This window comes from Acidobacteriota bacterium (assembly GCA_012517875.1).
GTDB lineage: Bacteria > Acidobacteriota > JAAYUB01 > JAAYUB01 > JAAYUB01 > JAAYUB01.
On the sequence record JAAYUB010000026.1, the window covers coordinates 61,664 to 80,908 of the forward strand.

At 60.0% G+C, this 19,245-nt stretch carries 14 protein-coding genes; 7 read left to right on the top strand and 7 right to left on the bottom strand.

Going from position 1 to position 19,245, the window contains the following annotated elements:
• Positions 1 to 16 precede the first annotated feature (16 nt).
• On the top strand, positions 17 to 2,728 hold the full coding sequence (locus GX414_03750) for an insulinase family protein (protein ID NLI46199.1): 2,712 nt from the start codon (positions 17 to 19) through the stop codon (positions 2,726 to 2,728).
• A gap of 133 nt (positions 2,729 to 2,861) precedes the next feature.
• Here the strand turns inward: GX414_03750 and ileS are convergent, their stop codons facing one another.
• On the bottom strand, positions 2,862 to 5,600 hold the full coding sequence (gene ileS, locus GX414_03755) for an isoleucine--tRNA ligase (GenBank protein ID NLI46200.1): 2,739 nt from the start codon (positions 5,598 to 5,600) through the stop codon (positions 2,862 to 2,864).
• Between the two features lie 158 nt (positions 5,601 to 5,758).
• Between ileS and GX414_03760 the strand changes: the two genes are divergently transcribed.
• The 4 genes from GX414_03760 to dnaN all read left to right on the top strand — a co-directional run bounded on the left by GX414_03760 (position 5,759) and on the right by dnaN (position 9,899).
• Positions 5,759 to 6,478, top strand: coding sequence for a single-stranded DNA-binding protein (locus GX414_03760; protein ID NLI46201.1), 720 nt, complete (start codon positions 5,759 to 5,761; stop codon positions 6,476 to 6,478).
• A gap of 152 nt (positions 6,479 to 6,630) precedes the next feature.
• Positions 6,631 to 7,071 (top strand): universal stress protein, encoded by a 441-nt coding sequence (locus GX414_03765; protein ID NLI46202.1) that lies wholly within the window; start codon positions 6,631 to 6,633, stop codon positions 7,069 to 7,071.
• 137 nt (positions 7,072 to 7,208) lie between these two features.
• Positions 7,209 to 8,534 carry a chromosomal replication initiator protein DnaA gene (dnaA, locus tag GX414_03770; protein ID NLI46203.1) on the top strand — a complete coding sequence of 442 codons (1,326 nt, stop codon included), beginning with the start codon at positions 7,209 to 7,211 and terminating at the stop codon, positions 8,532 to 8,534.
• Positions 8,535 to 8,783: 249 nt separating this feature from the next.
• Entirely contained in the window at positions 8,784 to 9,899 is a 1,116-nt protein-coding gene (gene dnaN, locus GX414_03775; GenBank protein ID NLI46204.1) for a DNA polymerase III subunit beta, read from the top strand.
• 156 nt (positions 9,900 to 10,055) lie between these two features.
• Here dnaN and GX414_03780 read toward each other — a convergent pair whose 3' ends face one another.
• The 3 genes from GX414_03780 to GX414_03790 form a co-directional block, all read right to left on the bottom strand.
• Positions 10,056 to 10,325 carry an HU family DNA-binding protein gene (locus GX414_03780; GenBank protein ID NLI46205.1) on the bottom strand — a complete coding sequence of 90 codons (270 nt, stop codon included), beginning with the start codon at positions 10,323 to 10,325 and terminating at the stop codon, positions 10,056 to 10,058.
• A 15-nt stretch (positions 10,326 to 10,340) separates the two neighbouring features.
• Positions 10,341 to 11,069, bottom strand: a complete 729-nt coding sequence (locus GX414_03785) for a response regulator transcription factor (GenBank protein ID NLI46206.1) — start codon at positions 11,067 to 11,069, stop codon at positions 10,341 to 10,343.
• A 274-nt stretch (positions 11,070 to 11,343) separates the two neighbouring features.
• On the bottom strand, positions 11,344 to 12,858 hold the full coding sequence (locus tag GX414_03790; protein ID NLI46207.1) for a DnaJ domain-containing protein: 1,515 nt from the start codon (positions 12,856 to 12,858) through the stop codon (positions 11,344 to 11,346).
• A 393-nt stretch (positions 12,859 to 13,251) separates the two neighbouring features.
• Here GX414_03790 and GX414_03795 point away from each other — a divergent pair, with 393 nt between their 5' ends.
• Positions 13,252 to 14,418, top strand: a complete 1,167-nt coding sequence (locus GX414_03795) for an amidohydrolase (protein NLI46208.1) — start codon at positions 13,252 to 13,254, stop codon at positions 14,416 to 14,418.
• Entirely contained in the window at positions 14,415 to 15,593 is a 1,179-nt protein-coding gene (locus tag GX414_03800) for a phosphopentomutase (protein NLI46209.1), read from the top strand. The genes GX414_03795 and GX414_03800 overlap by 4 nt, the downstream gene beginning before the upstream one ends.
• On the opposite strand, the gene GX414_03805 is transcribed toward GX414_03800, so the two are convergent.
• The 3 genes from GX414_03805 to GX414_03815 form a co-directional block, all read right to left on the bottom strand.
• Complete coding sequence (locus GX414_03805) at positions 15,590 to 17,398, bottom strand: PDZ domain-containing protein (GenBank protein NLI46210.1); 1,809 nt, start codon at positions 17,396 to 17,398, stop codon at positions 15,590 to 15,592. The two genes, GX414_03800 and GX414_03805, sit on opposite strands and share 4 nt — an antisense overlap.
• A gap of 236 nt (positions 17,399 to 17,634) precedes the next feature.
• Positions 17,635 to 18,363: a hypothetical protein gene (locus GX414_03810; GenBank protein NLI46211.1), complete on the bottom strand. Its 729-nt coding sequence runs from the start codon at positions 18,361 to 18,363 to the stop codon at positions 17,635 to 17,637.
• A gap of 42 nt (positions 18,364 to 18,405) precedes the next feature.
• A complete protein-coding gene (locus GX414_03815; GenBank protein ID NLI46212.1) occupies positions 18,406 to 19,239 on the bottom strand; it encodes a DUF72 domain-containing protein in 834 nt (277 codons plus the stop codon).
• Between the last annotated feature and the right edge of the window lie 6 nt (positions 19,240 to 19,245).

Genomic DNA, 19,245 nt, shown 5'->3' on the forward strand with positions numbered 1-19,245 from the left:
TGAGGAGAAACGTGCGGTGCGGTACGGGTTTTGGACAATCTGTCTGGCTGCTGCACTGACCGTGGCCGCCGCTGCCCAGGGAGTCGGAGATCCGCCGCCGGCACCCGAGGGAATCACCACCCACACGCTCGGCAACGGACTGCGACTCATCTACCAACCCCGCTACGAGCTGGAATTCACCTACGTCTCGGTCTATCTGCCCCTGCCAGCCGGTTGGCTGTCCCGCGGCCGGCAATGCGCGTCTTGGTTGGAAGCGCTGTATCTGGATACCGGTCGGCCCGATGAGGACACGCCACGCGAGGCCCTGGCCACGTTGGATGCCGTGCCGTCCGTCCGGTACGACGGCCGCCATGTGGTTTTCGATCTGGTCTGCCGGCCCGAGGGACTGCCTCGCGCCTTGTCAACGCTGATGGACACCCTGTTCACCGACCGGGTCCAAGACCCGTTTTGGGCCCAGGCAGCCGCCCGGATCCGCCTCCGGGCGGTCCGCGCCCGGACGTTGGGGTGGGAGGCCGTCCGGGATGATCTGACCACCGAAGTGCTGGCCGGCGGCCGGATGGAGCGCGTCCAATCCCTCCTGGACGCAACCGCGCCGGATCCGCTGGCCCTCGCCGCGCTGCGGGCGCACCTGGCGGATCCGGGTCAAATCCGCATTGTGGTCACCGGTCGGGGCGATGCCGCCGAAGCCGCCAACCTGCTGGCTCAACGCGCCAGCGGCTGGCCCAGCCCGCCGGCGGATCCGATCGCCGCGTCCACAGCCGCTGGCGCACCGCTCGCCTTTGCCCAATGGGACATCCCGGTGGATCCTCCGCGGGTGGTGGTGTGCTACCAAGGTCCCGGCTGGAACTCGGCCCGCCTGGGCGCGTTTCTGTTGTCCGCAAGCCTGCTGGCCGACGGATTCACCTCGGTGGCCGGCCGGCAATACCGTCAGGGATCAGCTTGGGTCCCGGTGCTGGTGTGGAGCGGATTCCGTGTGGGTCGGGACCGCTCGGTCTTCACGGTGGAACTGCAGTGCCCGACCGAATCGTTCGATGCCGTGGAAGGCGGATTCTTTGCTGCGGCTGAGCTGGTAGCCTCCGGCCGCTGGCTGGACGTAGACCAGGAGCGGGCACGACACCAGGCCTTCACCCACCTGGGTGCCGCCATCGCCGAGGTGCCTGTCTTTCACGAGGTCATCCTGGAGCGTGGCCAGCCGATTCGATCCGACTGGTACACCGATTGGCGACGTCGCTTGGCTGCGCCCAACCGCCGCGAAATCGCCGACGCCGCCAAGTCTCATCTGACTCTGAATCATGCGCTGGTGCTGGAACTGCCTGGCGGCGGCGGTCGTCAAATAATGACTCCGGCCGCCTTTCGCCAGGTTCTGTCAACCGTCTTGCCGAACAGGGTCGATGCCGCGGCGCGAGCGCTCAAAGACACCCCGGATATCCCGCTGGCTGTCCCGGAGTTCGATCCCGAACCGGAGTTTAACGCTGAAAAGATGGACCGGATCGTCACCTCCGGCATCCTGCGGGGACCATCGGCCTACCTTAAGGAGTTTCACCGTTTTCCGCTGGTCTGGGTGCGCGCCGGCTATCCCGGCGGCGTCCACACAGAACCGGCAGACAAGCCCGGTTTGAACCGGCTGGCCCTCTGGTCGCGCTTCCTGGCCTGCCGCGACAACCAAGATCGGCTCCTTTTGGAGCGGCTGGAGATGCTGGGCGCCCGCATCGGAATCGAAGCCGGACCCGAGCTGACCTTCGTCACCCTCGTCTGCCCGGCCTACTTCCGCCAACCTGCGCTCAGCGTGTTCTTCCGCATCCTGCATCGCCACAGCCCGTCGGACACCGATCTGACCCGTGCCGCCGCCTTGGCGCCGCTCTTCGTCGACCACCCCGACCGGATTCCTGCACAGGCGGTGCTGGCGGCTGCGCTCCGCGCGCTCTACGGCCCCGACAGCCCGTACGCCCGCTGGTCCGCCGGGACCGCTGCTGCAATAGACGGCCCCGCCCTGCGCGCGCATTATGACGCCTGCTTCTACCGCAATCCGCCTGTGATGGCGATGGTCGGTCGTTTTGCCGGTACCGAGCTGCTGTCGCCCATCACGGACCTGATCTCCACCTCGGAATTCGTCCCGTTCCGACCACCGGCCCAGGCCAGCGCGTTCGCGCTCGGTAAAATTCCGGACCAGCCATCGACCTCCTGCGCCGTGGTCAGCCTCCTGCTACCTGGCCCCTACGGGGGTGAGCGGGATATTCTTCGTTTGGAACTGCTGCGTCAACTGTACCTGAAGCGTTCCACCGGCGGTCCGCCGGTGGCCGTGGAGATGGAAAGCCAGCCTTTGTCCGGTCGTGGCTACATCCATCTCCAATTCGTCGCAGAATCGTCAGGCGGTTGGCAGCGGCAACTGGCCGCCTTGCGGGAGTGGTTGAACAGCCTGCCGGAACGTCCCCTCAATCTTTGGCAGCTGGCTTCCGCCATTAAACTGGCGGAGCTCGGCGAGAGCATCCGGCTGGCTTCGCCTGAGGCCTTGACCCGTTGGCTGGTGTTGAACGGGCTGTGGGAAACTCGCCTCTGGGACGGGGCAGAAATCGAGTCCGCCTTGCGGATCGGCCGCCGGGAGCAGGTCCGTGAGCTGGTCAGCCGCTTTTGGCTCAGTCCACATTACGCCGTCGCCGCCCGATCCCTCGATCCGCCGGCATCCGACCCTGTGATTGCGCCTGGCGTCCCGCCGCCTGGCGAGCGTTGACCGGCGCTTTGATACGGGTGTCAGCACCGTCTCGACACACGGCTTGCGTCCGCGGATTATCGCTGGCCTTGTGCTGGCGGCACGGGACTGCGGTCAGCCTGCGCGGCTGTCGCGGCTGACCGCGTGGTGTTTCTCAAACCTTGCCGGCCAGCGCGCGGACCACCGGAACACACCGTTCGCACACCGTCGGAAAATCGGCGAACGCGCCCACCTGCGTGGAGTAGTTCCAGCACCGCTCGCACTTGGCGCCAGCCGCCTTGTCCACTGTCACCTCGGGCTGGCCGTCCCCGACGCCGGGTTTTTCAACAAGATCTACGGCGGATACGATGAAGATGTAGCGCAGGTTATCGGCCATGCCATGGAGAAACGCAAAGTCTCCGGGACCGGAACAAACCGTGATGCGCGCCTCCAGGGAGTTGCCGATCCGGTTCTCCTGGCGCGCCGCCTCCAACGCTTTGCTGACCAGTTCGCGGATCGCCAGCAGCCGGTCCCATTTCGCCAGCAAGCCTTCATCCAGCCACATGGCCTGCGGAGTTGGAAAATCCGCCAGGTGCACAGACTCCGGCAGATCCGTTACGGGCCGCAGGTGTTGCCATACTTCTTCGGTAGTGAAAGGGATTAGCGGCGCCAGCAGACGGACGAGGTGATCGAGGATCGTCCAGAGTGCGCTCTGCGCCGAACGCCGTTCCGGGGAAGCGGCCGCAGACGTATAGAGCCTGTCCTTCAGTATGTCGAAATAGACCGCCGACAGGTCGATGGTGCAGAATTGATACACACTGTGGTAGATGATGTGAAAGTCGTAGCGGTCATACGCCTGACCGCAGCGTTCAAGCAACTGGTGGAGCCGCGCCAGCGCCCAACGGTCGATTTCATGGAGGGCCCCATAGTCGCACGTGTCCCGAGCGGGATCAAAGCCCGCCAGATTGCCCAAGAGAAAACGGAGCGTGTTGCGGATCTTGCGGTAAGCCTCGCGGAGCCGCGACAGGATTTCGTCGCTGATGCGCACGTCCTCGCGGTATTCCACCGAACCCACCCAGAGCCGGAGGATCTCGGCGCCCGACTGACTGATCACCGCTTCGGGCTCGATCACGTTGCCCCGGCTCTTGGACATCGCCAGTCCGTCCTTGTCCAGCACCCATCCATGGGTCAGCACTTCCCGGTATGGTGCGCTGTTGCGGCAGCCCAGCGACGCCAGCAGCGACGAGTGGAACCAACCACGGTATTGGTCGCCCCCTTCAAGGTACATATCGGACGGCCAGGGCATTTCCGGGCGGTTCCGGCTGATCACCTCATAGCTGACTCCGGAGTCGAACCAGACGTCGAGAATATCGAATTCCTTGTCGAACTCGGTGTGCCGACAGCTGGGGCAGGCCGTGCCCGGCGGCAGCAGTTCGGCGCTGCTGTACCGGTACCAGGCGTCGGCGCCTTCGCGTTCGAAAATCTCGGCCACATGCTCCACCACCGCGGTATCCATCAGCACATCACCGCATTGGCGGCAATAGAAGACGGTGATAGGAACGCCCCAGCTCCGCTGGCGTGAGATGCACCAGTCGGGCCGGTTGGCCACCATGTTTGTGATGCGGATCTCGCCCCACTCCGGATACCACTTCGCCCGCTTGATTTCCTCCAGCGCCCTGGCGCGCAGGCTGTTCTTGTCCAGCGCAATAAACCACTGCTTAGTGGAGCGAAAGACGATGGGTTTGTGGCAGCGCCAGCAATGGGGATAACTGTGTCTGATCGCCTTCGCCCGAATCAACGACCCGGTCCGCTGCATGTGTTCGACGATGGGTTCATTGGCCTCGAAGACCACCATCCCATTCCAATTGGGCACCTCGTCGGTAAACCGGCCCTCGTTGTCCACCGGGCACAGCACCGGCAGGCTATACCGCTGGCCCGTGACATAGTCTTCCTGCCCATGCCCTGGGGCGGTGTGGACGCAACCGGTTCCCTGTTCCAGGGTGACATAATCGGCCAGGACCAGCACGGAGTCTCGGTCGATGAAGGGGTGACGGCAGACCTGACCCTCGAGGACCGCACCCTTGACCCGGGCCAGCGCCGCACCCTGATCCAGGCCACAGTCCCGCAGGAAGTTGGGGAGGAGGCCTTCGGCCACCAGAAGCACCTCGCCGTTCACTTCCACAGCCACATAATCGTATTCCGGATGCAGCGCGATCGCCAGATTGGCCGGCAACGTCCACGGGGTTGTGGTCCAGATCACCACGCTCAGCGGCTTGCCGACAACCTCCGGGATCGCTCGACCGAAGTCCGACTTGGCGGGAAATTTAACATAAACCGATGGGCTTTCATGATCGCTGTATTCCACCTCGGCCTCGGCCAGGGCCGTCTGGCAGGAGATGCACCAAAACACCGGTTTGGCGCCCCGGTAGACGTTGCCCATGCCGACAAAGTTGCCAAAGACGCGGGCGATCGTTGACTCATATGAGTAACTCATTGTCAAGTAGGGGTTGGCCCAGTCGCCGAAAACTCCCAGCCGCTTGAACTGCTCCCGCTGAATGCCCACGTACTTCTCGGCATAGCGGCGGCAGTGCTGCCGAAACTCCAGGATATCCATCTGCTTGCTGCCGAATCCCAGCTCCGCCTCCATCCGTTTCTCGATGGGCAGGCCATGACAATCCCACCCGGGGATGTAGGGGCTGAAGAATCCCTTCATGGACTTGTACTTGACGACAAAATCCTTGAGGACTTTGTTCAGCGCGGTGCCCAGGTGAATGTTGCCGTTGGCGTACGGAGGTCCGTCGTGCAGGATGTAAGCGGGATGCCCCGCGTTTTTCCGCAGAATTTTCTCATACAATCCGATGGACTCCCAAAATTGGAGCATCTTCGGCTCGTTCTGCACCAGGTTGGCCTGCATCTTGAAATTTGTACGCGGCAGATTGACGGAATCCTTCACACTGAACGGCTTGTCCACGGGGACACTCTCCTGACGGTTTTCGTTAAGCGCGGCATTATAAGCACTTGATCCCGGAAAGTAAATGAGGATTTCCGTTCTGTGCTAGACTGGACGGCATGATTCATCCGCTCCTGGCAATCGCCGATGGCCTGACCACCCGGATTGATGGCCTGCGCTTCGGCCCTCCGGTGAGTTGTGCATACAATCCGCTGGTGTATGCCCGCCCGGCTTACGCCGCCTACGTCGGCCGCTACGGGGCCGCCCGCAAGGAATTTCTACTCCTGGGTATGAACCCGGGTCCGTGGGGCATGGTGCAGACCGGAATACCGTTCGGCGAAGTGTCCGCCGTTCGCAATTGGCTGGGTATCGAAGCTAGTGTGGGACGGCCGGCTATACAGCATCCGAGCCGGCCCGTGCTCGGTTTCGCCTGCCGGCGCAGCGAAGTGAGCGGCCGCCGTCTCTGGGGATGGATCCAGGGGCGCTGGGGAACCCCGGCGGCATTTTTCCAGCGCGGCTTTGTCGCCAATTATTGTCCCTTGGCGTTTTTCAGCGCCACGGGGGCCAACCTGACACCCGACAAGCTGCCGGTGCGCGATCGGGCCCCGCTGTTGTCCGCCTGCGACGAGGCTTTGCGCGCCACTGTCGCCTGGTTGCGCCCGCGATGGGTGATCGGCATCGGGCGATTCGCGGCGCAGCGCTCTGCGACAGCGCTGGTGGGTTTTTCTGTCCGCACGGGCTGCCTGCCGCACCCGAGTCCGGCGAGTCCCCTCGCCAACCGGGGGTGGGAAACGGTCGCCGACTCCGCCTGGTCGGCCCTCGGTATCTCCCGCACATCATGAGCCGACGGCGAACGCCGGCTCGTGCGCGTTGCACTGGCGACCATCCGGCGGGCTTCCAGGTAGTGCCGAAGGAAATTGCCCGGACGGCCCCTTTCTTTCCAGCAAACCCTGCGGGTATAATACTGTCCAAGCCACTTGTCGGAGAGAATACCATGCTGCAGATTCACAGAATCCTGGCGCCGGTAGAATTTGACGACTTGATCGACGACGTCGCCCGCACCGCCGTGCAGTTTGCCCACTTGTTCAAGGCGACGGTCTGCTTTCTGCACGTCGACGACCCACTGGCCGGTGCGCCGAGCCTGGTCGCCGGCTCCCTACACACACCTCGGCACACCAGCGATGAACTCCGCGAGCGGATTCTGGAATTCGTCCCGGCGGAATTTCTCTCATCGGTTTCGGCCTCATACCACACGGCCGCCGGAGATCCCGTCGAGGAAATCGTGCGCTTCACAAAAAAGCACGGCATTGATTTGATCATCCTGGGCAATTCAGCCAAGAGCGCGTTCGCCCGCCTGTTTTTCACATCCATCGAGGAAGCCGTGATTCACAAGGCCCCCTGTCACGTCCTGACCGTCGTGCAGAAGAAGCAGTAGACGCTTTTTATTTGATCCGAGCCGGCGATTGTGCTTAAATAGGGCACCTCGGCTGTTCACCGTATCGTCCAAAACAAACAATCCATGCCAGCCACGTGGAGTTGGACGAGGGGTTTTTCGGTCTGAAGGGACACCGTATGAATCAGTGGAAGCAGATTCTTCAGAAGGTCAAGGGCGAAGTTTCGTCCGAGTGCTACAAGACCTGGTTCGAATCCACGGAGGCCGCCCGGGTAACCGCCGACGAGATCCTCGTCCGCGTCCCGAACAAATACTACAAAGAATGGATCACGGAGAACTTTTCCGACCTGCTCCAGAGCATTCAGCAGTCGCTGGATCTCGACGGCTACCGTATCCGCTTCCTGGTGGACAACGACACGACCACCAACGGATATCTGCGTCCGGAAAAGACGTTGGCCACGGGCGAACAGGCACAGGCACTACTGGGCCAGGTGCGGTTGAATCCGAAGTACCGCTTCGATTCCTTTGTCGTTGGCTCCAGCAACCAGTTTGCCCATGCTGCCGCAATGGCTGTGGCGGAACAGCCGTCCACGGCTTACAACCCGTTGTACATCTATGGCGGGGTCGGGTTGGGCAAGACACACCTGATGCACGCGATCGGCCACTACATTCTGCTGAAACGACCCCAGGCCAAGCTGGTCTACATGTCTTCCGAACGGTTCATGAACGAGCTGATCAACTGTATCCGTTACGACAAGATGCTGTTGTTCCGCGAACGGTACCGAAACATCGACGTCTTGCTGGTGGACGATATTCAGTTCCTGTCTGGCAAGGATCGGACTCAGGAGGAGTTTTTCCACACCTTCAACGCCCTGTACGACTCCCAGAAGCAAATCGTCATCAGCAGTGATTGTCCGCCCAAAGAGATTCCCAACATCGAAGAACGTCTGCACTCACGGTTCGAGTGGGGCTTGATTGCCGACATCCAGCCGCCGGAGCTGGAGACCAAAATCGCCATTCTCCGCAAGAAGGCGGAGATCGAAGGCGTACCTATCCCCGACGATGTGATTTATTACATTGCCTCAAACATCAAATCGAATATCCGCGAGCTGGAAGGTTCGCTGATCCGACTCATCGCTTACTCGTCGTTGACCGGTGAGAAATTGGATCTCACCCTGGCCAAGCGGATTTTGACCAACATCAAGTCGCCGGAGCAGCGCATCGTCACCATCAACCGGGTCCAAAAGGTGGTGGCCGAGTTTTTCAAGATCAAGGTGTCTGACCTGATATCCAAAAACAACTCGCGCGCGATCGCCGAACCCCGTCAGATCGCCATGTACCTCTGCAAGCGTCACACAGATCACTCTCTTCCCCGAATCGGCAAGGAATTCGGGGGCAAACATCACACGACCGTCCTTTATGCCGTTGAGAAGATCGATCAGCGAAAAGAAAAAGATCCCGAACTCCGCGCGACCCTGAACCGGCTTCGTGCTCTACTTGACTAAACGATCCACATTTTCACAACCATTCTGTGGAAAAGTCTGTGATTTTTCTTTGGAAAATATTTCCGTCTGCTTCTGTTCACTGTTATTCACAGCTCGGCGATCGTTCCTAAACATTTTTTTCAACAAAACAACTGGTTCATGCTACAATCATTCCGTTGATTATCATCACTTTCCACAGGCACTATTACTACTACTGGTCCATCCGTTATAAATTTTACGATTGATCAGGAAATAGGACAGGAGTTGCCGATGAGATTCAAAGTCAAGCGACAGGACATCCTAACCGAACTGAGCTACATCACGCCCATCGTGGAAAAAAGCTCCAAGATGCCCATCCTCGCTCATGTCCTGGTGGAACCCCGCGCGGAGGCACAGAGTCTGACACTAGCCGGCAGTGACCTGACCGTGAGCATCAAGTCGACCTGTCCGGCCGCGGTCGAGGAGGAAGGCGCACTCGCGATGCCGGCTCGGGAACTGACCGACATCATCCGGTTCATGCCGGAGTCGGCTGAGATCGAAATTTATAGCGAGGATTCGGAACGGGTTATCATCAGCCACGGACGATCCAAGTCGCGGATGGTCTGCTTGCCGGTGGATACTTTTCCCATCATCTCCATGTTCCAAGGGGAGTTTCTCGACATACCGGGAGACATCCTGCGGCGGATGGTTCAGATGACCATTTTCTCGACAACCCAGGAGCAGTCGCGGTTTGCGCTGAACGGTTTGCTGCTGCTCATGAATAATAATTTTTTGAAAATGGTGTCCACCGACGGACACCGGATGGCTTATGTGGAAGCGCCGAAGGTTTTGGAAAACCTGGAAACCGATATCCGCATTCTGATTCCCAAGAAAACCGTGTTGGAATTGTCACGGATGTTGTCGAAAGAGCAACTGATTGTGCAGTTTGCTCACAACGAGAACAACCTCTTTTTCCGCATTGAGAACAGGCTTCTCGTCTCGCGGCTGCTGGCGGGGCAGTTTCCGAACTATGAAATGGTCATCCCACGCAGCCTGCACCACCGATTTGTCCTGAAAACCAACGAATTGCGGGCGGTCATCAACCGGCTCAACGTGCTCGCCGATGAAGTTTCGAAGCGGATCATCTTTCGGATGGAAAATGGACGAATTCTGCTGCGTTCAGAGGATGTCAACAAAGGCGAAGCCGAAGAGGTGCTCGAGGTGGAATATCAGGGGGATCCGGTGGAATTGGGGTTCAATTCTCAATATCTACTGGAATTTCTGAATGTAGTGGAGACGCCGCAGGTCAGTTTTGAATTCACCGATGAAAACATCGCTGGCATGTTCCGGCCGGCGGGAGACCTCGACTACACCTACAAGTACATTGTCATGCCGATGTCGATTTAACACCACACGCGAGATGACGTCCGACATCGGGCCGGGCCGGCCGAAGTTCGTTGTTCTGCAACGAGCGGTAAGCTACCCGCAGGGATCCGTCCAGCAATTCAAAAAAAAGGTCAGGCACTTGTGCCTGACCCTGTTTTTTTTCTGTTCTGGGATGAACTAGAAGCGATCTTTCAGCGCCTTGCCCGGCGTGAACTTCGGGACCTTGCGGGCCGCGATCTTCAGGGGCGCGCCGGTCTTGGGGTTGCGGCCGATGCGGGCTTTCCGGTGGCTGACAGAGAAGGTGCCGAAACCGACGATGGTCACCCGGCGGTTCTTGGACAGTTCCTTGGCAATGCCCTCAATGATCGCGTTGAAGGCCTTGGTTGCCTGGGTCTGGGTGATGTCTGCGTCGTTCGACATCTTCTTGATCAGATCTGCTTTGTTCATAGTACCTCCTAAAGGTTAGGTTTTGGGTTGATAATCCTCGTTAAACTTGTATCCAACACCCCACACGGTGACGACGATCTCCGGGTGTTCGGGATTGGATTCGACTTTAGCGCGCAGACGGTTGATGTGGGAGTCGATCGTCCGGTGATAACCGCGGTAGTTGTCGCCCCACACCTTCTCCAACAGATCCTCCCGACTGAACGCGCGGCCGGGATTGGACAAGAAGAGCCGCATCAGTTCAAACTCTTTCGGCGTGAGCTCGATTTTCTTCTTGCCAATCTTTAAAATCCGGTTCTTAAGGTCCATGGTGATATTGCCATGCTGCAGCAGATTGGCGGCAGCGGCGCTGTCCAGCGCCTTGGCTTGGAGGATCTGCCTGCGGAGGACGGCCTTGATCCTGGCTTCGAGCTCGCGCAGGCTGAACGGCTTGGGGACATAGTCGTCGGCACCGACCTCAAGGCCGACGATCTTGTCGACGACGTCACCCTTGGACGTCAGCATGATGATGGGGCAATACAGCGGCAGCCGGCGGACGGATCGGCATAATTCCACTCCGTCCACTTTTGGCATGATAATGTCCAGAATAATCAGATCCGGTTTGAACTCAAGGAAGGCATCCATGAACTGATCGGGGTCATTCAGGCCGCGTGGTTCGTAGCCGATCCGCTCGAGATAGGCGGCGATGGATCGAGTGACCTCGGGTTCGTCGTCAACGATCAAGATCTTCAATTGCTTTTCTGTCATGGTGCCCGTCTGATAAGGGTTTGCCCCCTTGACGGATTCATAAATAGATCAAAAACCCTTGCAGTTCAAGAAAAAAATGGCAGGGGGAAAAAGATTTTTTTTATTTTCGTTAACTTTTCTTCATAATGTCGGGATTCGGGAAATCGCCGAATTTCCGATTCCGTTCCCGCACAAGGAGCCTGCCGCGGCTTCTCCTGTGCGTTCCCTTGCGCACCGCTGCTCAGAAAGAAAGTGGTTGTCACCGTGATATGTTCAAGGAGTGGCGATGGCGAGGTTACTTTTTAAACAAGCCGCCGAAAAGGCCGCCTCGGGATTTGCGCACACCGGTGATCTCATCGATCTCCTGCAGCGCCACCTTGTTCTCCGGGTCCCAGCGCAGTGCTTCCTGGAAGGCGGCCACCGCCTTGTTGGCCAGATGCGCCTCTTTGTAAAGCCGGCCGAGATGGAGGTAGGTGTTGACGTTCATCGGGTTGATCTCGATCGAACGGAGGAAATGCTTTTCCGCTTCCTTGCGGAACTGGGGTACCTTCGACATGGCGTATCCCAAGTAGGCATTATACTCGGCGTTGTCTGGCTTGATCTGTACTGAGCGGCGCAGAAACGAGATGGCTTCCGCGTACTTCTGCAACTGGATCAGGTTCCGGCCCTGGTGAAAATTGTCGAGCGCGATCTGGTCCATCTCCTGCGGTCGGGGGCCGGCCTTGGCCATCGAAGCAACGGTCGGCTTCAATTCAGACGTGCTGCACTCGGTGTCGTAATTCTGCTTTCGCTGCGGATCCTTCAGGACATCGTAGGCGGTGTTGAATAGATTGAGTACGTCTTCCAGAATGCGATTAATGTCTTCAGACCCGTATTTCCGGTATTTATCCGGATGGTATTTTTTGGCGAGAGCGTAGTAGTTGGTTTTTAATCGTGACGCGGTGAAATCATCACGGGTCATGCTGAAGATTTCGTAGTAATCCTTGTTGTCCAGCTCCTCGCGGTACTCACGAATCTCCTTTAGGATGGCCGAAATATCGTTTTCGGTGATCATCACCTCGGCCGGCTGAGTGGGCAGCACGGGTGGCGGCGGCACCGCCGGCAAGCGGCTTTCCTCCTCGATGAAGCCCAGGGCGCGGAAGACAGCGACCAGTTCAAACACCTGCTCCGGCGGCAGCTGGCCCTCCCGCGCGATCGATTCGGGCGTGAGGCGACCCTTGATTCGGCTCAGAATATTGCCTTCTCGGGCATTGAGGGGCAGATGGCGAAGGACGGTCATCTTGCTGGAATCCAGCACAAACAGACGATCTTTTTTTTCCCGGATTTCACGGATCTGGTCGTCAGGTGGCGCGAGTCGGAGCAGGTGCAGTTTCAGTTCGGCGAGGGGCAGCGGTTTTTTGCCAGAGGGGCGGCTGCCAGAATCGCGGGTGCTGATCTTAAAACTGAGAGTCGGCCATTCGAGCAGCGCATGGATCATTCGGGAGAGCTGCAGTGAAAAAATCTTGCGTACCTGATTGGCGTCCAGTTTGAGCTCGGCGATGAGCGCGTCATCCATCTGCCAGGGTTTGGCGTCACTCGCCGTAGCCTTCTTGAGGTCAGACGGTGCGATCAGCTTGTTCATCAGCAGCAGGGCGCCGTACTTCTCGGTGATCTCCGTGCTGTCGAGGTGGAGGATCTCCTCACCGCTGATGTCGATGCTTTTCCAGGAATCACCATGGCTGAAGATGATCCGAACTTCGGCGGACTTTGCCGTCGCTTTCTGGATGACTTCAAGGATTTTCGCCGCCAGGACAGCCTTGCGGTCTTTCATCGGCACACCCCTTCACCGGACCTCAATGTAACACAACCGGCAGGCGAAAGGAAAAATTTTTCTCTAGAGGCGACGGAACGCGCCGTTCACGATACAATAAGGATTCGGTGACGGCACGTTATGGTGAAAAGGACACGCGGCATCATGCACCTTCGACCAAACTTCTGGGTTGTTCTGATTGTCGGCGCCTCCCTGATGGCTGGTGCACCCGGATTGCGGGCAGCCGACCGACCGATGGCCGACCGGCTGATTGTTGCGGACCATGTCGTGACCATGAACCCGGACATGGCCGTTTGGGAACCCGGAGCGGTTGCAATCCGCGGCGGCTCCATTGTTGCGGTCGGGGAGCCGGAAACGGTCCGCCGGCAGGTGCGGGCTCGCCGGACGGAGCAAATGGGCAACCGATGGATCATGCCCGGGCTGGTCAATCTGCACGCGCATATCGCCATGACTCCCATGCGGGGCGTGGCGGATGACATGGAGCTGATGACATGGCTCCGCCGGTACATCTTTCCGCTAGAAGCCCGGCTGGTCAACGCACGCTTCGTCTATGAAGCGAGCCTGCTCGGTTGCGCCGAAATGATCAGCCGCGGGACGACGACGGTCGTTGACATGTATTATTTTGAGGATGACGTCGCGCGGGCAGTCCGTGAGGCCGGCCTGCGGGGCTGGTTGGGCCAGACCATCATCGATTTCAAGGCGCCCGACTGCGACACGCCGGCCGAGGCGCTCCAGTACACGGAGGCGACAATACGGCGCTGGCAGGCTGATCCGCTGGTCCGGGTGATCCCCGCTCCCCACTCCTGCTACACCTGTTCGCCGGAAACGCTCCGCCTGGCCGGCGAACTGGCCGTGCGGTTCAACTCGCTGTTGACCTATCATCTGGCGGAGAGCGCCAACGAAGAGGCCGACATTCGGAAGCGCTACAATGCGCGCCCGGTGGAGCACGCCGCGCGGATGGGTTTGTTGGGAAAAGGCCGGCTGGCCGCCCATTGCGTGCACCTCACCTCGGCTGACCTGGATCTCATCCAGAGCAGCGGAACGGCGGTGGCGCACAATCCCGACAGTAATTTGAAACTGGCTTCCGGGATCGCTCCAATTCCCGAAATCCGCCGGCGCGGCATCCCCGTGGGTCTTGGCACCGATGGCGCCGCCAGCAACAACCGGTTGGACCTGTTCGCGGCGATGGATCTGACGGCGAAGATACACAAACAGAGGGAAAACGATCCAACGGTCATGCCGGCGCGGGACGTTGTCCGGATGGCGACCATCGAGGGTGCGGCGGCGATCAGCGCGGACAAACAGATCGGATCGCTGGAACCCGGCAAGCAGGCGGACCTGATCGTCCTGGATCTGAGCGGACCGCTGTACGAACCGGTACACAATATTTATTCCCACCTGGTTTACGTCGCCCACGGCGAGGCGGTCACCGGTACCATGGTGGCCGGTCGGTGGCTGATGAAAGACCGCCGACTGCTGACCCTCGAGCCGAAGCGGCTCGCTCGTCTGGCGGCCGGGCTCCGCAGGGAAATCCGGGGCATCACGGACGGGCAGCCATGAGATTCCGACGCATGATTCTGATCGTGGCCGATTCCGCGGGCATCGGGGCGATGCCCGACGCCGACCGATGGGGCGACGCCGGTTCGGACACCATCGGCCACACCCTGGCGGCCACCGGGGTTTACCTGCCGAACCTGCATCGCCTGGGTTTGGGCAACATCGCGTCGCTGGCGGGCCACCCCCCCTTGAACAACACCACGGCGCTTCACGGCAAGGCGGCTACGGCCTCACAGGGCAAAGACACGACGGTGGGTCACTGGGAGATGGCGGGCATCATAACCGAACAACCGTTTCCCACTTATCCCGACGGCTTTCCGCCGGAAGTGGTTGTCGCCTTTGAAGAGCGGGTGGGCCGGCGGGTGTTGGGCAACTATCCGGCATCGGGCACCGAGATCATCCAACAATTGGGAGCCGAACACCTGCGCACCGGCAACCCGATTCTGTACACGTCGGCCGACAGCGTGTTTCAACTGGCGGCTCATGAGGCCGTCATCCCGCTGGAACAACTGTATGACATGTGCCTTGCAGCCCGGGAATTGCTCCAGGGGCGACACAGGGTTGCACGGGTGATCGCCCGACCGTTCATCGGCGAGTCGGGGGCCTTCACCCGGACCACGAACCGGAAGGATTTCGCGGTTCCTCCGCCTGAACCCAACCTGCTGAGCGAATTGTCGTCGGCGGGGCGGTCGCTCATTTCCATCGGCAAGATCGCGTCGATTTTCGCCTGGCGTCACACGGGGCAGGAGATCAAAACGAAGACCAACGCCGAAGGAATTCGGATCACACGCGAGTTGATCGCCGCAGGCAGCGGGGAGGTGATCCTGACCAACCTGGTGGATTTTGACATGCTGTACGGCCACCGGAACGACGCCGCCGGTTATGCCGCCGCCTTGGTGGAGTTGGATCACGCCCTACCGGGTTGGATGGCCGCCATGGGGTCCGGCGATTGTCTGTTGCTTACGGCGGATCATGGTTGTGACCCGACTACGACGTCCACCGATCACAGCCGGGAGTATGTGCCCCTGCTGGGATGGTCCACCGGTCTGACGCACGGCTCGGATATCGGTCTGCGCTCCAGCCTGGCCGATGTGGGCCAGACCATCGCCGAGAATTTCGGCTTCACCCTGCCGGCGGGGCAGAGTTTCTTGAGTGCATTTGGCTCCGGGCAGGGCTAAAACGCGCTCTCGTTCCGGAGCTGTAGGTCCTGGATGCTGCCGTCGACTTTCTGAACCTGGAGCGAGACGCTCTGACCCGGCAGCATGTTCAGAAACCCGTATACCCGATCGAACACGATCTGCTCGCCGGGGTACCCCATCAGTTGGATGATGATATCTCCGGGTTCGATCCCGACTTTCGCCGCTGGCAAGCCCGGCACCACCCGCTGCACCACCAGTTTACCGCCCGATCTGACCGGATACAATCCGGCGGCATTGAATGTATCCGCCTCGCGGGAAGCGGTGGTGGGTTCGAAGTAAGCTGTTTGGCCGGGAATGTCGAGATGGATGGAGAAACGTCGAAGCAGGCCGCTGCCCAGCCAGCCGACCTGGCGGCGCCCACCGGGGTAGGTGTCGGGAAACTGGACCAGATGGGCGAGCGGCGCTTCGACCGTCTGGCCACCCAGGCTCAGTGCACCGAGGAGCACGACCGTTTCCGGGAAGCCGAATCCCAGACCAACGGTGAAGGCCTCGGCCGACGGACCCTGACGACGAAGGAGCCCGCGTGCAGTCTCGCTGGCAGCGCTGAAACCGACGGATTCGCCGCTGGATGTGGACAGCTCCATGGCTGTTTCCACCCCGTTGAGCGTGGCGATCACGGCCAGCGAGCCGCCGGTGGTGAGAAGCGGCACTCGCGCCCATTGCTGTTCCGGAGAAAACCCTCGCGTGGATGTAATCCGGAACGATTCGGTGGTCAAGTCCAGGCTGATGGTTTGCTGATGGAAGAAGTCGGCTCCGAGGATGCCGTGGACGGGCAACTGGATGTTGGTGCTGGCGGGGATCATGTTGGCGGCCAGAAACAGCTTGTTGCGGTACTCGACCTCGCGCAACAACACCGTGGGTAGGCGCACGAACGCCAGATCACCGAGCGGATACCGGACGGCGGCCGTGCGACGACCCTGCGGGGTAAAACCCAACTGGGTGGCGATGCTACGGTCGATGACCGAGAACGGCAGGGCGGTGTCGATCAGGAACGTGAGGGCTGGCGAGTTGCCAATCCAGCACTTGATCAGCGGCAGGCCGAAATAGCGCTGAAGAGGCAGCCGGACCGAGGACCGTTCAGGCAAATTGCTGTCCGGTGGAGCCGGCGCGATGTTGAAGAACGAGCCGTCCACACCCCGGTTGACCTCACACTGGGTGAATGTGTAAATCGCCGGATTGATCGATTCCTCGCGTAACCGCCCGGGCAGCAGCAGGCCATCCCACTGGCGGTACGATTCGATCTGCATAACCACACCCAGCCCGTCCGATCCGGTGAAGGCGAAGCTGCGAATAAGAAAGGTGGCGGCGTCGAAGACCACCCGGATCGGAACCCCTTCGGCAGTGAGCAAGGTGGCGCCCACTTCGCCTTCGACCTCACGGATGTCGGTGGGCTGGGCGACGCCAGGATTCAGGTACTGATAACCGAGGATGAACTGGAGGGCACGCAGGTGGAACAGGTCGCCCCTGACGGCGGTGCGATGCCAGCCGGTCATCTCGAGCAATTCCACATCCTTGCCGCGCGCAACCCAGCGCTCCGAGAACAGGGAAAATTCGTGGGCGACGGCGAAGCGGTCGGGAAAGGAGACAAAAACACCGACATCGCCCTGCAGGCCGTATTTCTCGAGCTGCCCCACCATCCGGATGGTGGACAAATTGAAGAGGAGTTCCTGATTCGTCGACAGCGCCTGCCGATGCCGCTGAACCAGCTCCTGGGGTGTTATTGCCAGGCCGGTCGCGAACAGACCGAGCGACAACAGGCAAACGAAGAACACTGTTCGTTTCATCATCGACTCCTTATTGGACGCCTCGCGGGTCAGGCGTTTGATGTTCAGATGGCTGGATCGGACGGCAGAGACCGCATGGTCTCCCGAGATCCTCGATTGGGAGATTGGATTTCCGTTCTGGCGAAAAGGTGCATCCGCATGTTGTTTTTTTTATATCAGAACGGCCCGGGAGATAGCAAGGCTTCTTTCCGTTACGCGGCTGCGCCAAGCGGTGGGAAGCGGGTGGGGCCGGATGGTCAGGGTGCGGGCGGGGCGGTAATTTCCATCTGAAGCTGTTCCGTTCCTCCCAGTATCTCGTCCAGGCGGAACGTGATCCCGGCGAATGAGTCCATTTCCCACGGCAGGTAAAAATACAACAGTCCAGTGGCGGTCTGGCCCGGTTTCAGATAAGAGGCACTGAATTCTTTTCCAAACAACGCCAGAATGAATTTCTGCAGGCTGATCGGAGAGGTTTTGTCCTTGGTTCCGCCTAGATCCACCATCACACCCGATGAGTGGGTCGGATTCACCACCACCTGGCCGTCTCGGTACACCGGACCAGGGGTGGCCGTATGGACTCGCGAATTCCGGCCGGGGTCAGAATCGGAGAAAATCTGCTGGGGAGAAATGTAAACCTGAGGGGCGAGTTCTTCCGCGTGCACGCGTCTGACCCGCTGGTCTTCCCCTTGCAGATGCAGCCAAACCTCGTCAAGGTAAAGACTTTGCGGTAGAGTACCGGTGTTGGTCACTGTCAGGTCAACCACCAGAATCCGCTTCTCCAGAGCGGGAAACGGCTGCAGGGTTTCGTGCCAGGTTTTACCCAGGTGGAAATCGGCTTTGATGGCCAACGTCGATAGACTGGCTTTGCGCGTCACCGCTGGGATCAGTTCGTGCGTCTCGCCCTGGGCCGATACGGGGGCAAGCCAAAGCCACACCGGCAGCAGGCTGATGACGGTGGAGCGTAAAATGCGTGTCAGTGCGATCATGAAATTCACAAGCTATTAGACGGTAGCAGCGGGTGAAAAGTTTTACGGAATCGTTCCGAGGTTCGGCTCCCAGGCGGGCGAGAATCCGGAAATCAATCGGCGGCTAAGCTGGATGGCGTTCACGACCGCCTTGCCCCGATAGTGATTGTTTGTCACGATATAGACGTGGTCCGCCTCGCTCCCCAAAGCTTCTGCTGTTGCCGCCAACGCGGCAACTTCGGCTTCGCTGTACAGATAGTTATAGCGCTGAGCAACACCGGCGTCAGGGCAGAACCAGTCCGCCTGGTTCCGGCCGTGCAGGCGCAGGTAGGCGCTCGAGGCCGTGACTCGGGCGGTCAGTCCAAGCGAGTCGCCGATGACTGGCTGGTCAATGTTGCAGAACATGACTGCCCGGGAGCGCAGATATTCAAAAAAAGCATCCTGATCCCAGCTTCCATGACGGACCTCCACCGCCAGCGGAAATCCTTCAAAGGCGTCCAGGACTCGACGGAGAAAGATTTTTTCCAGACGCCCGCAGCGAAAAGACCAGGGGAATTGGAGGAGCAATCCGCCCAAGCGGCCTTCGCTGTGCAACGGCGCCATGGCATTGCGGCAGTCAGCTACGACGTCCGGATCCAGCCGCCGTGCATGGGTGATGCCCTGGAACACTTTCGCGGTGAAACGGAATGCCGGGCGGTCACTTACAGCGCGCAGCCAGCGCGCCGTCATCGCCGGTGACGGGATGCGGTAAAAACTGGTGTTGATTTCCACCAAATCGAATTGACGGGCGAGCCAGGGTAACTGCTGCCGGCGCCGGACAATATCCGGCGGGTATACGGTTCCGGCCCAATCGGCATAACTCCAACCGGCCGGACCGATGAAAAAGCGGGCCGCCATGCAACC